At 55.8% G+C, this 12,729-nt stretch carries 12 protein-coding genes and 1 pseudogene; 2 read left to right on the forward strand and 11 right to left on the reverse strand.

The genetic code is table 11. From position 1 onward, the window contains the following. Together Q371_RS22295 and Q371_RS22300 are read left to right on the forward strand one after the other, a co-directional pair. A pseudogene (locus Q371_RS22295) lies at positions 1–220 on the forward strand (ISAs1 family transposase); the annotation flags it as partial. Positions 221–358: 138 nt separating this feature from the next. After that, positions 359–892 (forward strand): DUF1990 family protein, encoded by a 534-nt coding sequence (locus Q371_RS22300; RefSeq protein ID WP_034344908.1) that lies wholly within the window; start codon positions 359–361, stop codon positions 890–892. Between the two features lie 69 nt (positions 893–961). Here the strand turns inward: Q371_RS22300 and Q371_RS22305 are convergent, their stop codons facing one another. From Q371_RS22305 to purE, 11 genes are all read right to left on the reverse strand, one after another. Continuing rightward, complete coding sequence (locus tag Q371_RS22305) at positions 962–1,909, reverse strand: prohibitin family protein (protein WP_034344910.1); 948 nt, start codon at positions 1,907–1,909, stop codon at positions 962–964. A gap of 95 nt (positions 1,910–2,004) precedes the next feature. After that, complete coding sequence (locus Q371_RS22310; protein WP_034344922.1) at positions 2,005–2,889, reverse strand: cation diffusion facilitator family transporter; 885 nt, start codon at positions 2,887–2,889, stop codon at positions 2,005–2,007. A 341-nt stretch (positions 2,890–3,230) separates the two neighbouring features. Next, positions 3,231–4,388 (reverse strand): thiolase family protein, encoded by a 1,158-nt coding sequence (locus Q371_RS22315; RefSeq protein ID WP_034344912.1) that lies wholly within the window; start codon positions 4,386–4,388, stop codon positions 3,231–3,233. Next, the gene (locus Q371_RS22320) at positions 4,385–5,023 is read right to left on the reverse strand and encodes a 1-acyl-sn-glycerol-3-phosphate acyltransferase (RefSeq protein WP_051965074.1); all 639 of its coding nucleotides are present in this window, start codon (positions 5,021–5,023) and stop codon (positions 4,385–4,387) included. Before Q371_RS22320 ends, Q371_RS22315 begins: the two co-directional genes overlap by 4 nt. A 266-nt stretch (positions 5,024–5,289) precedes the next feature. After that, a complete protein-coding gene (locus tag Q371_RS22325) occupies positions 5,290–5,526 on the reverse strand; it encodes a hypothetical protein (protein WP_034344914.1) in 237 nt (78 codons plus the stop codon). Between the two features lie 87 nt (positions 5,527–5,613). After that, positions 5,614–6,579, reverse strand: coding sequence for an acetylxylan esterase (locus tag Q371_RS22330; protein WP_034344916.1), 966 nt, complete (start codon positions 6,577–6,579; stop codon positions 5,614–5,616). 114 nt (positions 6,580–6,693) lie between these two features. Next, positions 6,694–7,995, reverse strand: a complete 1,302-nt coding sequence (locus Q371_RS26645) for an RICIN domain-containing protein (RefSeq protein ID WP_051965075.1) — start codon at positions 7,993–7,995, stop codon at positions 6,694–6,696. Between the two features lie 244 nt (positions 7,996–8,239). Then, positions 8,240–9,253, reverse strand: coding sequence for an endolytic transglycosylase MltG (gene mltG, locus Q371_RS22340; protein WP_034344918.1), 1,014 nt, complete (start codon positions 9,251–9,253; stop codon positions 8,240–8,242). Positions 9,254–9,470: 217 nt separating this feature from the next. Next, positions 9,471–10,460: a carbohydrate kinase family protein gene (locus Q371_RS22345; protein WP_051965077.1), complete on the reverse strand. Its 990-nt coding sequence runs from the start codon at positions 10,458–10,460 to the stop codon at positions 9,471–9,473. A gap of 251 nt (positions 10,461–10,711) precedes the next feature. Beyond that, the gene (locus Q371_RS22350; protein ID WP_245618418.1) at positions 10,712–11,848 is read right to left on the reverse strand and encodes a 5-(carboxyamino)imidazole ribonucleotide synthase; all 1,137 of its coding nucleotides are present in this window, start codon (positions 11,846–11,848) and stop codon (positions 10,712–10,714) included. Beyond that, complete coding sequence (gene purE, locus Q371_RS22355; RefSeq protein WP_157442884.1) at positions 11,845–12,372, reverse strand: 5-(carboxyamino)imidazole ribonucleotide mutase; 528 nt, start codon at positions 12,370–12,372, stop codon at positions 11,845–11,847. The genes Q371_RS22350 and purE overlap by 4 nt, the downstream gene beginning before the upstream one ends. Positions 12,373–12,729 lie beyond the last annotated feature (357 nt).

Here is a 12,729-nt window from a genome sequence, read left to right on the forward strand (position 1 = left end):
GGAAAACAAGCTGCACTGGATGTTGGATGTGGTGTTTGGGGAAGATGATCACCGTTATGCGAAGGATCATGGGCCAGAAAATCTAGCGGTGTTGCGGCACATGGCGTTGAATCTGCTGAATCGCGAACCGTCCAAAGGGGGAATGAAGCGCAAGAGGAAACGAGCTGCGTTGAGTGATGAGTTTCGCTCCACCCTCCTGATGCTTCTCCTTCAGCCTTAACGTGCGTCACCCCTGGAAAGCAGAAGGTCAAAGGCAGAAGGCTTTTAAGCTTTAGCACCAGCGTCTTAAGCCTTCTGCTTTCTGCCTTCTGCCCTGTTAAGTCCTTTGCAAGACCAAAAGCCTTACCATAGAGTCACTGTGACCCTCTACTTCAGCAAGCCCGAGTCCATCCAACTTGAAAAGCATCTGGAAACCCTCAAAGAGGCTCCGCTGAGTTTTCCCAGTCTGGAGTATGCCAGAGCACACTACCATCGGGATTTTGTGGAATTCAAAGTCGGGCAGGGCGATGCGGCCTTCAAGCGGGCCAAGGTGTCCTTGCAGGCATGGAGCCAGTTCAATCTGGGCTGGACGTTTGCGGTTCCTCAGGGACGCAGGCTTGCGGTGTGCATCAACGTGATGGGTCTCTGGGTGATGGCCCCCCACCGCATGCTGGATTTGCGGGAATCCCCAAGGTATTACAGGGCGGTGCTGGGGACCCTGAAAGGCAATCCCCTCTCGGGCATTGAGGTCTTCGAAGTGAGCCTCAGTCCATTCAATGAAGTGATGGTGCGCATCGAGAGTTTTGCCGAGCCTCAGGGCATCTACAAACTGTTTGGCTGGTGGGTTCGCAAAATGCAATTGAAGGTGTTTCAGTCTTTTCAGGCCCGCATGACCACCACAACCATTCACTGAAGACCAACCCAGAACATCTGACCCAAAACAAAGACCAGACCTGACGGTCTGGTCTTGTCGGTGATGAGGTTACTGTTTCTTGGCAGTGGTCAGGCTTTTGAGGTCCAGCAGGTAACCCCCATTGGAGGGAACCATGATGGTCTGGATGCTGGGGGACAGTTTTTCAGCCATGGTCAGTTGAATGATCTCGGGGTTTTCTTTGAGGGCCTTGCCTCGCAAGCTGAGGGCTTTGGCTTCACCCTCTGCGCGGGCAATCTGGGCTTTGGCTTCCCCTTCGGCTTCCACCACTTTGCGCTGGGCAGCAATTTCGGCTTGCTGCTTGCGGTTTCTTTCGATGGCAACTTGCTGCTCGGCGGTTTGTTTCTCTTCGATGACTTTGGCCACCGAATCCGGGATGCGCAGTTCACGCAGGAGCACATTGCGGAGTTCGATGTGGTTGTTGGCAAACTCTTTGCTCAGGCGTTCGTTGATCAGGGCTTCGAGTTGGGTTCTCTGGGTGGAGATCAGGTCTGCTGCATTGAATTGACCCACTCCATCACGCACTTTGGAGCGCACCTGTGGGCGGATGGCCGTTTCAATGTAGTTCGGCCCGAGTTCTTTGTGCAGTTTGGCGGCTTCGGTGGGAATGATGTTGAACTGGACGGTGATGTCTGCAGCGATTTCCAGACCTTCTTTGCTGCGGGCGTGGATGCTTTCATCCACATTGCTGCCCCCTTCACCCAGTCTGGACAGGGTGAGTTCCTGCAGACGGGCTTCGTACACCGTGACCCGTTCAACGCCGGGCATCACAAAGTGGTACCCCTCTGTGAGGGTGGTGGGCTTCACCCCTCCAAAAATGTTGAAAATCACGCCCACACTGCCTGCCGGAATGATCACAAATGCACCAGAGAGGGCTGTTCCCAGCAAACCCACCGCCAGCAACGCAATCGCCGGGGTGCGCAGGGTTTTTTGTTTGGGGTTGGCACTGACCACCATCAGGGCGATCCCGGCCAGAATGACCAGCACGAAAATCAGCATTGCACTTCCTCCTTGAAAGACCTGAGCTTTCAAAACTCATGTACGGCTCATGTGTCTTTTAAGTTGCATTGTGCCATGCCAGCATGCAGGAGAAGTTAAAGCACCACAATGCCGTGGTGTTTGGCTTTGCTCTCGGGCTCCACATGGATGTTGATTTCCACCTCATGGAGGGTCTCTTTGAGTGCCTCTTCAATGCGGTCACAGATGGAGTGGGCTTCCTGTACGGTCATGCTGCCCGGAACCACCAGATGAAACTCAATGAAGGTGATGCGTCCGGCATGTCTGGCCCGCAAGTCGTGGGCTTCCAGAGCCCCTTCGCCGTACTGTCCCACCATGTTGCGCACCTGTTCCAGCAATTCGGCTCTGGGGGCAGCATCCATCAGGCCCCCCACGCTTTCTTTCATGAGCTGCCATCCGGTCCAGAGGATGTTCAGGGCCACCAGCATGGCCAGCAGGGGGTCCAACATTTGGATGCCCGTCATTCCGGCAAGCAGCACGCCCAGCAACACACCCACCGAAGTCACCACATCGGTCATGACGTGTTTTCCATCGGCGGTCAGGGCAGGAGAGCGCACAGCACGACCAATGCGAATCAGGTAGGTGCCCAGCACCCCGTTCAGACCGGAGGCCACAAGAGAAATGATTGCCCCCAGATTGAGGTCTTTGAGTTCTCGGGGATTCAAGAAACCCTTGTAGGCTTCTTGAAAAATGGTCACTGCAGCAAAAAGGATCAACACCCCTTCCAGCACAGCACTGAAGTACTCTGCTTTGGTGTGTCCATAAGGGTGGTTGGGGTCGGCAGGCAAAGCCGCAACACGCAGGGCAATCAGGGCAGCGGCGGCAGCCACAATGTTCACAATGCTTTCCAGTGCATCAGAGTACAAGGCCACCGAACCGGTGAAATGGTAGGCCAGGTATTTCAGGGCAAAAACCAGTGCCCCGACCATCAGGCTGAGGAGGGCGGCTCGGGTGGGCGTCATGGTTTCATTGTAGGGGGTGTTTTTTATGGGTTTTTTGCCATACACCCCCTCTGGAACACCAAATTTCAGGTGTTCTTAGGCATGCCTAAAGGTACTTTTTTTGTTGCAGTGACTTTTTAACGGCCACAGGAACACCCTTCAAATTCTGAAACCCCATGGTGCCTGAAAGCTTTTTGGAGGCACAATCCATCAAATAACCGCCAGAAAGGGTGGCTTCTGGCGGCTTCTACCCATGGTGGGTAGGGTGATAGGGACTTCAGAACAACACAAACTCAGGATTTGCCCAAGAGCAAAAACCCGTTACGAAATCTGAAAATTTTGTTCCAGTCCACACTTTCGTTTCAAATGCGCTCAATGAGGCAGGCGATTCCTTGACCTCCGCCGATACACAAACTGCCCACACCCCATTGCAGGTTGCGTTCATGGAGTTCCTGAGCAAGGGTGTACAGCACGCGGGCTCCACTCATGCCCACAGGATGCCCGAGCGCCACCGCCCCACCGTTCACATTGGTTTTTTCAGGATCGAGGTTCAGATCACGGGCCACCCCGAGGTACTGGGCCGCAAAAGCTTCATTGACTTCGATCAGGTCAATGTCCTGTAAGGTTTTGCCAAAACGTTCCAGCAAACGGGGAATGGCCACACTGGGACCCAGCCCCATCACTTCAGGGGGGACGCCCACCGATTGAAACCCATGAATGCGGGCCAGCATGGGCAGGCCCTGCGCTCTGGCGTACTCCTCGGTGGCAAAGACCATCATGCAGGCCCCATCGTTGATGCCACTGGCATTTGCAGCGGTCACAGTGCCGTCTTTCTTGAACACTGGACGCAGTTTGGAGATGGCTTCCAGAGAGGTCTCCTGCGGGCGCTCATCGTGCTCGATCAGACCTGTGCGGGTTCCGACAGGCACAATCTCTTTGGCAAATCGGCCAGAGCGCTGGGCAGCCAGAGCCCTCTGGTGACTGAGCACCGTCCATTCGTCCTGCTCCTGACGGGTGATGCCGTATTTTTCGGCGATGTTCTCTGCGGTGATGCCCATCGGGAGGTCAGACACCCCACAGGTCAGGGTGTGGGTGAGGGTGTCCAGCAACGTCTGGTGCCCGAGTTTCTGTCCATAACGTGCAGTGGGCAGAATGTAAGGGGCCTGTGTCATGTTCTCTGCCCCACCTGCCGCCACAATCTGGTGCTCTTCCAGCTTCAGGGACTGAAAGGCACTGTAAGCAGCCCGCATGCCAGAGCCACACAGTTTGTTCACCTGAAAACTCGGGGCATCTTCACGCATGCCCACACCCAGAGCAATTTTGCGGGCGTTGTAAGCAGCACGCCCGGCACTGATCACCTGTCCGAGGGTGAGTTCTTGCAGGACCTCTGCCCCAACCCCAGCACGGGTGAGAGCCCCTTTCAGGGCATGGATGGCCAATTCGCTTTCATCGATGTCTTTGAATGCCCCACCCATTGCACCAATGGGGGTGCGTGCTCCGCTGACCAGAACCACATTCATGTGTTGCCTCCACTTTGCTGCTCGGCCTTGCGTTCCTGGAACACAATGTCGCTGAAGTTCTCGGGCTTGATGCCGTACGCATCACTGTAAAACGCCCGTATCACATCGAGATCACGGTCCTGCTCGCCGGTCAGGGTGTAAGGCTCTGACATCTTGATCCACTTTTCTTTGAAGTTCATGCTGACCATCACAATGGGCACTTCACCTTCCAGAGCGATGTAATAAAACCCACTCTTCCAGTAAGGCCTCTTCTTGCGGGTGCCCTCTGGCAGGATGGCCATCACCATTTCTTTGTTGCTGCGGAACTCCTCTGCGGCCTTGTCCACCACATCAAAACTGGCGGTTCGGTCAATGGCAATCCCACCCAGAGAACGCATGATGGGACCTTGCAAACCATTGAAGATGTCTTTCTTGGCAATGAAGTAAGGGTGGATGTTGTAACCCACACTCAGCCACAGGTAATAAAAAAAGTCCTGATTGGTGGTGTGGGGGGCCACCACCAGCAGGTATTTGGGGACAGAAGGCTTTTTGCCCAGCAATTTCCAGCCTCTGGCTTTCCATGTCAACAAGGCCAAACGGTGCAGCCATCCGGGGTAGTTGTGGTCTTTCAGACGCTTTTTGATCAGATCCGTCATGTGGTTTCATTTTAGCGGTTTCGCAGAAGGCCGAGGGCAAAGAGCCGAGTGCCGAGGGCAAAAAAGCTTTTGCCAGAGCAACAGTTTTCCATGTCTGCTGCAAAGTAGGTCACTGCACCTTGGGACAGGTCCAGTGCTCACCCGATCTGCTCTGGAGAGCATCAACAGATCATGCCTTTGGCCCTCGGCCCTGTGCTCTCGGCCCTCGGCACCCCCAAAGCAAAATCCCCACCTTTGCAGATGGGGACACCGTTTCGACTTGGGGTTCAGTCCAGCAGGGCCAGACCTGCGTAGAAATTCGCTTTGTCCATCAGGCCCATTTTCTTGTAACACAGGCTGAGTTGCTGGGCGAAATAGTTCACGCACTGGCAGTCCTGACGGCATTCGCTTTTTTCAAGGCAAATCAGGTACTGCTGGACAGCAACGTGATACATTCCGGTCTTTTCGGCCTGCTGGGCTTTCAGGTGCGCGGTGCGAATTTCAGAAACGTATGGCCTGTACACACCCTGATCTTAAACACTTTGTGTCTGGAAAACTGCGAGTGAATGCAGCATTTCAGAAACCAATTCTTTTCTTTATTGCTTTTTCGGTCAGCGCAGGACCCTGTTCATGAATTCGATGCGCAACATGGTCTGGTCCATGTCTCCCCCTTCGTGGTTGTTGAAAGGCCACACCTGGATGGTCTTTTCGCCACCGTAATGGTTGAAAGCAGCATACACAGTGGAGGGCGGGCAGATGGTGTCCATCAGGCCCACAGAGAACAGGGCTGGACTCTGGGCTCTGGCAGCAAAGTTCATGCCGTCAAAGTAACTGAGGGTCCGAAACACCTGATCGATTTTGTCCCGGTGGATTTTCAGGTAATTGGAAACCTCGTAATAAGGATAGGTGTCCACCATGGTCACAGCCCGGTCAAAGTGGCACAAAAAAGGCACATCAGGAAGTACGGCAGCCACTGTGGGGTCCAGTCCTGCTGCGGCCAGAGTGATGCCTCCGCCCTGACTGCCTCCCAGCACGGCCACTTTCTCGGGGTTGACCTCGGGGTGGCTTCGTGCAGCTTCGATGGCACGCACGGCATCGGTGTAGACCCGGCGGTAGTAATAGGTCTCGGGTTTCAGGATGCCACGGGTCATGTATCCGGGAATGCTGGGAGCGCTGCCCTCGGGGTCGGGGGTGTCTCCGGTGCGCCAGGTGCTTCCCTGTCCTCTGGTGTCCATGATGAAGTGGGCATAACCTGCACTGGCAAAGTGCATCCAGTGGGCAGGAATCCCTCTGCCCCCTCCATAGCCGATGTACTCCACCACACAAGCCAGCGGACCAGAGCGGTGTTTGGGCAGCACAAACCACCCTTTGATGGGTTGCCCACCGAAACCGTTGTAGGTCACATCGAAGAACTCCAGCGTTTCAAATGGGGTGGCGTGTGGTGTGAACGTGGCGTTCAGGGGAAAACTGCGGGCATCGGAGAGGGTCTCTTGCCAGAAGGTGTCGAAATCTGGACGTTCGGTGCGCTCGGGGAGGTACTTTTGCAGCTCGGGGAGGGAGAAATCAAAGAAGGCCATGTTTTCAGACTGAGGGATTTGGAAGCAGATGTCCAGCGTTGTTTAGAAGACTCGAATCGTTTCGAAAGATTTCAACAAGAAAGAGGCCCGCAGGCCTCTTCTGAATCCAGATCTTCAGGGGTAAACGCGGATGTAATCCACCAGCATCTGTGCAGGGAAAGGGGTGGTGGCATCGGGGCTTCCGGGCCATGCGCCTCCCACCGCGAGGTTCAGCAGCATGAAGAAGGGCTGGTTGAACACCCACTGGCTTCCTGCAGGCAGGTTGGCCGGGGTCACACGGAACACCTGAACCCCATCCACAAAGAACTTGATGTCGTTCTGGCGCTTGTCCACAGCAAAGACGTGATACGCATTGGCCACAGGCTGCCCGAGGTTGTAAGCCCCGTGAATTCCGCAGCATCCAGAGTAACCGGGGCCGTGCAGGGTGGTGTGGACATTGTTGGGGTCTTTGCCGACCACTTCCATGATGTCAATTTCACCACTGTTGGGCCAGCCCACGCTGCCCAGGTTGGCCCCGAGCATCCAGAAGGCAGGCCAGATGCCCTGACCGCCGGGAATTTTGATGCGGGCTTCGATGCGGCCATACAGCACCGAGTACTTGTTCTGGGTGGTGATGCGTGCCGAGGTGTACTGGCAGGCCCCGTACCAGCAAGACCCCACGTTTTCTTTGCGTGCGGTGATCACCAGTTGACCCGCACCGTTCATGGCGAGGTTCTGGGTGGAAGCGGTGTAGTTTTGCAGTTCACTGTTGCCCCATCCGCCCCCTCCGGTTTCGTAGTTCCAGATGCCTGTGGAGGGCTGGGTTCCTGCAGGTTCGTTGAATTCCTGACTCCAGATGGGTTGTTGTCCGATGGTCTCCACCTGCTCAAATTTCCATTGCTGGTTGGCTCCGCCCACGTAATCCCACTGGTGGACCACTCCCCCATCTGCTGTGTTGAAGTCTTTGATGTCCACGGCTTTGCCAGAGTGACGGGCCAGCAAACGGAAGAAACCACTGTCGGTGGGAATGGCGCACCACTGCTGGTTCTGACCACCCACATAATCCCACTGGTGCAGCAAAGCCCCGTTGTTCTGGCTGACATCGCTCACGTCCAGCGCTTTGCCCGAGTGTTTGACGGTGATTTTGTAAAATCCTCCGCCCACAGATTGGAAACGCCATTTCTGGTTGTCTCCTCCACCATAACCCCAGGTCTGGATGAGGGCACCATTGGCGGTGCTCACGTCTTTGACATCCAGTGCACGGTTGGACTGGCGTCCGACAATGCGGTAATAGGCGTTTTCGTTGATGGAGATGGGCGTGCAACTGGCCAGAGCGGCTCTGGAAACCTGCTCTGGTGTGGCAGGGGTGCTTTGCTGGCTGCAAGCGGAAAGCAGCAGTCCAAAAGCGAGGATCGAAAAGGTGGATCTCGGGTGCATACAACCTCCTTGATCGCCAGTCGCTAAAAACGTTTCTACAAAACGGCAGAGACACACGCTTTTGAGACGGACATGGGCGATTCCGTCGTGGATATTCTTTTGCAAACGATTGCATAAAATATAGGATATTTCCCGGTAAAGTTCAAGTCTTGCATGGACTTTGTCGGGAATTTCCCCATCAGAAAAAACCCTGATGACCCAGAGAGCCATCAGGAAACGTTTCCATAAAAATCAGGTTTTTGCTTCAGCGGTACTTCTCTACATCCCTCAGGTGGCTCTGGAAATCGCTGTTCACATGGATCTTGCGGTCCCGACCATGCACAAAATACAGGGCTTTCTTGCCATCCACCAGACGCTCGGGATTCAACACCGCCACCAGAGCCGCTTCGCCCGGATTGTTGATGGCTGTGGGAGGCAGACCCTTGCGGGTGTAGCTGTTGTAAGGGGTGTCTTTCTGGAAATCACCTTCAAAGCGGTTCAGCTCTGGCAAATCCTTCCCGAGGCCGTAAGCCACTGTGGGATCCGACTGCAACGGCATCCCGATCTCCATGCGGTTCAGGAAAAGGCCAGCAATGAGGGGCATTTCTTCGGTGTTGGCAGCCTCTGCCTGTACAATGCTGGCCAGAGAAACCCAGTCATGCACCGACAGACCCAGCTTTTTGGCCCCCTCAATGCGCTCTGCGGAAAACTCCTGCTCCATGCGAGAAACAAGGGTCCGGACCACTTCATCGGCAGTGGCCTCTGGACGGAACGGGTAGGTGGCAGGAAACAGAAAACCTTCCAGAGAATCGGTGGCGTGCTCTGAAAGCTTGATGTTCTGGTCAAAAGCCTGCTGCAACGCCTGCTTGTTGCTGATCCCAGCCTTCGCAAAAATCCCAACAATGTCTTTCAGGCGCTTGCCTTCAGGGATGGTCACATTGATGACCCTGGGCTTCCCGCCCCCTTCCAGCGTCTCTGCAATCTGAAAAATGTTCTGCTCACCAGAGAACTGGTAAATGCCTTCCTGAATGCTGGCACTGTTGCCCCTCTGACGCAACACCAGACGGAACACATCGGCATTCTTCACGATGCCCTGCGCCTGCAACTCTCGGGCAATGCTGGTCACGGACATTCCGGGTTTCACTTCAAGCGTGTAATTGGCAGCACCCGTGGGCCGGGTGTAATCGCGATACAGGTTCACAACAATGGCAACCAACGTCACCAGAATCATGAGCACCATCAGCACCACGGTAAATGAGGGCTTTTTTCGGGTCGTCATGTCTTTCTTAGATTAATGGGAAGAAATGCAGGAGTATGAGAAGATCAGGGATCAAAACACCCTCTCCGAACGCTGGCGACAAAAAGCCAAGGCAGAAAGCAGAAGGCCAAGGCAACCTTAAGGCTTTGGCCTTGGCAATACAGGGCGAGGCATGCCTCGCCCCTACATGAGTGGTAACAGGTTTTCTGCCTTCTGCCTTCTGCCTTCTGCCTTCCCTTCAAACCATCGCCCGGTACCGCTCCAACCTCTGGCGCAAATCATGGTCGATGGGGGCTCTGGCACCATAACGGGAAATCACCCAGCCAGCCGCCTGAACAGCGCACTGGGCAGACAGGCGAAGGTCTCCGGTCTGCAGGTACATCCCGAGAAACGCCCCCCCAAAGCTGTCTCCGGCTCCAGTGGCGTCAATGACTGTGTCGCTGGTGGCACTGATCATGATGCGTTCGCCTTGAGGGGTGTCGATCATGACCCCCTCGCGGTCCAGTTTCAGGACCACCATGGCATTTGGGAACTCATGGCGGAACCACTTCAGCATGGCCTGAGGATCTCTTTTGCCACTCAGGGCATGGGCTTCATCCCGGTTGGGCAGCAGGATGTCAAATTCAATGTCGTGCATCAGGTCAATGAAATCTGCTCGACCCATCTGGGAAATCATCTGGAAACTTCCGGGATCCAGAGAGATGGTCATTCCAGCACGCTCACACAAAGCCGCAGCCCGCAAAGCTGCAGCTCTGGGCGGATCGGTGAACAGGCTCCATGCGGTCACGTGGAGGTGACGCCCACTGGTCAGGATTTGGGTGGGCAATTCCGAAGGGTACAGGTAAAAATCTGCCCCCTGCCCAGAGAGCATGGACCTCTGGCCGTTCTGGTCGATGAGTGCCAGAATCACCCCGGTGGGTTGGGTGTCACACCAGATCAGTTCGGTCTGGACCCCTTCAGAAGACAACTCCTGCTGGGCCATCTCGCCAAAGCGGTCCTTGCCCACTTTGCCCACAAAAGTGGTGGGACAGCCCACTCTGGCTGCCCATGCAGCCACGTTGGCTGCACTGCCCCCCCCCATCAATTTCATGACCCCGGTGGTGTCCCCTCCGGGAAGCAGCATGGAGTCGGGTTTGGCCAGCACATCCCAGGTGAGGTCTCCAAAAGAAATCAATACATTCTTGGCAGTTTCGCTTTGAACAGGGGCAGAAGGGTCAAAATCCGTCATGGTCGTGAGTTTACGCTACACCCGGAAGGGGGAAAAGTCCATTGGTGGGGGCTCGGTCGCCGAGAGCCGAGAGCATCCTGCGATACCTTCAGCAAATGGTCAAGAGGACATAGAGGGGCGAGCGGGCAGAGGGACCTACGTGCGGTCCCTCGTTTTGCACTTTCTGGGCATGCCTCGCCCAAAAGATGCGTTTACCAAAGCCATTTTGGCCCTAGGCTCTCGGCCCTGCGCCCTCGGCGGGCCGCAGGCCCTTAAGGACTCACATCCCCAAACAGCAACATTTCCGCAATCTTGGTGGAGCCCCAGACCACGTTGGGATCAAAATGGGCGATGTTGAGGTGGCCCACTTTGCGTCCGGGACGGTTGGCTTTGCCGTACAGGTGGAGGTGGGCACCCTGAATTCCGGTCAGGGCATCCCACTCGGGTTCGATTTTCTCCCACCCGAGGATGTTCACCATGCTGCAAGCCATGAAAGGCTCGAAGTCCCACTGGGGCAGGTCGGTGACCGCGCGGATCTGGGCTTCGAACTGGCTGATGCCGCCCCCGTTCATGGTCAGGTGGCCCGAGTTGTGCACACGGGGCGCAATTTCATTGACCAACACAGTGTCATCTTCCAGCACAAAAAGTTCCAAAGTCAAAAGGCCCACCAGATTCAGGTGTTCGGCCAGTTTGATGGCAAAATCGCGGGCGGTTTCCACCACTTTTTCGCTGACTCTGGCAGGAAAAATGCTGCGCTTGAGGATGCCCTGATGGTGCACGTTCTCGACGATGCCAGAGAGTCCAGCGTATCCGCTGGGCGCACGGGCAATTTGCACGCTGATTTCACGCACAAAAGGCACGAAGCTTTCCAGCACACAGTCCACCTTGAAGGTTCTGAAGGCGTCGAGGGCTTCCTGATCGCTGGAGACCCTGGCCTGACCTTTGCCGTCATAACCCAGTTCAGCGGTTTTCAGGATGGCTTTGCCGCCCATTCTGGAGAGGGCACCCTCCAGATCTGCTTCAGAACGGACCACCAGATAAGGGGCGACCTGCAAACCTGCATCCAGCAAGGTTTGTTTTTCCAAGATGCGGTTTCTGGACACCCGGAAAGCCTGTGCCTGAGGATAAACCGGGACTCTGGATTCCAGAAAATTCAGGGCATCATCGGGGACATTCTCAAATTCCAGCGTCACCACGTCCGAAAGCTCAGCCAATCTGGCCAGAGCGGCTTCATCGGTATATGGGGCCTGAATGTGCTGGGAAACCTCTCTGGCGGGAGCATTGGGGTCTGGCTCCAGAAACACGGTTTTGTACCCCATGCTGGTGGCGGCCATGGCCAGCATGCGGGCCAGTTGACCTCCTCCCAGAAACCCGATAGTGGCACCGGGCTTTAACGGATTCATGGTCATTGTTCCCCCGTTGGTGCCTGAGGATGCCCTTCAAAGAACGGATCGTCCAGCACGGCCTGTGTGAGGCGCTTGCGGTAAGCATCAAGGGTTTCGTGGATCTCTGGGAATTCGCTGGACAGCAAACTGGCTGCAAAAATGCCAGCGTTGGTGGCTCCGGCCTTGCCAATGGCAAAGGTGGCCACTGGGATGCCTCCGGGCATCTGCACAATGCTGTACAGGCTGTCGATGCCGCTCATGGCTTTGGACTGCACGGGCACCCCGAGCACTGGCAAGGTGGTGAACGAAGCCAGCATGCCGGGAAGGTGCGCAGCCCCTCCTGCACCTGCAATGATGGCCCTTAGACCTCGACCTCTGGCACTTTCGGCGTAACTGGAAAGCAAATGGGGCGTACGGTGTGCACTGAGGACCCGCACCTCGTAAGGCACTTTCAATTCCTGCAACACCTTGAGGGCGTGCTCCATGGTTTCAAAATCCGACCTGCTGCCCATGACGACCCCGATCAGGGGCTGAGAAGAAAGACTCATGGTGAACATCATAAAGCAAGCGGGGAAATGGGGCGGATGGTGTTGCAAACAAGGGCAGAAAGCGCAGAGGGACAGGACATTGTAGGGGCCAGGCATGGCTAGCCGAGAGCCGAGAGCCGAGAGCCGAGAGCCGAGAGCCGAGAGCCGAGAGCCGAGAGCCGAGAGCCGAGAGCCGAGAGCCGAGAGCATCGTGCTGTACGTCAATAAAATGGTCAAGGGGCACTGTAGGGGCGCAGCGTGCTGCACCTTAACGCTTAAGCCAAAGCTTTTCAAGCCCTCGGCCCTATGCCCTCGGCCCTCAGCTATACTGTTTTCTGTATGCACAGCATGCCCTCACAGGGATCGGCCAAGCAGGAC

Origin of the sequence: Deinococcus misasensis DSM 22328, from assembly GCF_000745915.1 — a bacterium.
Taxonomy (GTDB): Bacteria; Deinococcota; Deinococci; order Deinococcales; family Deinococcaceae; genus Deinococcus_C; species Deinococcus_C misasensis.

What these genes read in the sequence shown, in the direction of transcription:
- Q371_RS22305 (WP_034344910.1), bottom strand. Translation starts at nt 1,909, where the DNA reads ATGCTGATTTTCGTGCTGGTCATTCTGGCCGGGATCGCCCTGATGGTG.
- Q371_RS22310 (WP_034344922.1), bottom strand. Translation starts at nt 2,889, where the DNA reads ATGACGCCCACCCGAGCCGCCCTCCTCAGCCTGATGGTCGGGGCACTG.
- Q371_RS22315 (WP_034344912.1), bottom strand. Translation starts at nt 4,388, where the DNA reads ATGAATGTGGTTCTGGTCAGCGGAGCACGCACCCCCATTGGTGCAATG.
- Q371_RS22320 (WP_051965074.1), bottom strand. Translation starts at nt 5,023, where the DNA reads ATGACGGATCTGATCAAAAAGCGTCTGAAAGACCACAACTACCCCGGA.
- Q371_RS22330 (WP_034344916.1), bottom strand. Translation starts at nt 6,579, where the DNA reads ATGGCCTTCTTTGATTTCTCCCTCCCCGAGCTGCAAAAGTACCTCCCC.
- Q371_RS26645 (WP_051965075.1), bottom strand. Translation starts at nt 7,995, where the DNA reads ATGCACCCGAGATCCACCTTTTCGATCCTCGCTTTTGGACTGCTGCTT.
- mltG (WP_034344918.1), bottom strand. Translation starts at nt 9,253, where the DNA reads ATGACGACCCGAAAAAAGCCCTCATTTACCGTGGTGCTGATGGTGCTC.
- Q371_RS22345 (WP_051965077.1), bottom strand. Translation starts at nt 10,460, where the DNA reads ATGACGGATTTTGACCCTTCTGCCCCTGTTCAAAGCGAAACTGCCAAG.
- Q371_RS22350 (WP_245618418.1), bottom strand. Translation starts at nt 11,848, where the DNA reads ATGACCATGAATCCGTTAAAGCCCGGTGCCACTATCGGGTTTCTGGGA.
- purE (WP_157442884.1), bottom strand. Translation starts at nt 12,372, where the DNA reads ATGAGTCTTTCTTCTCAGCCCCTGATCGGGGTCGTCATGGGCAGCAGG.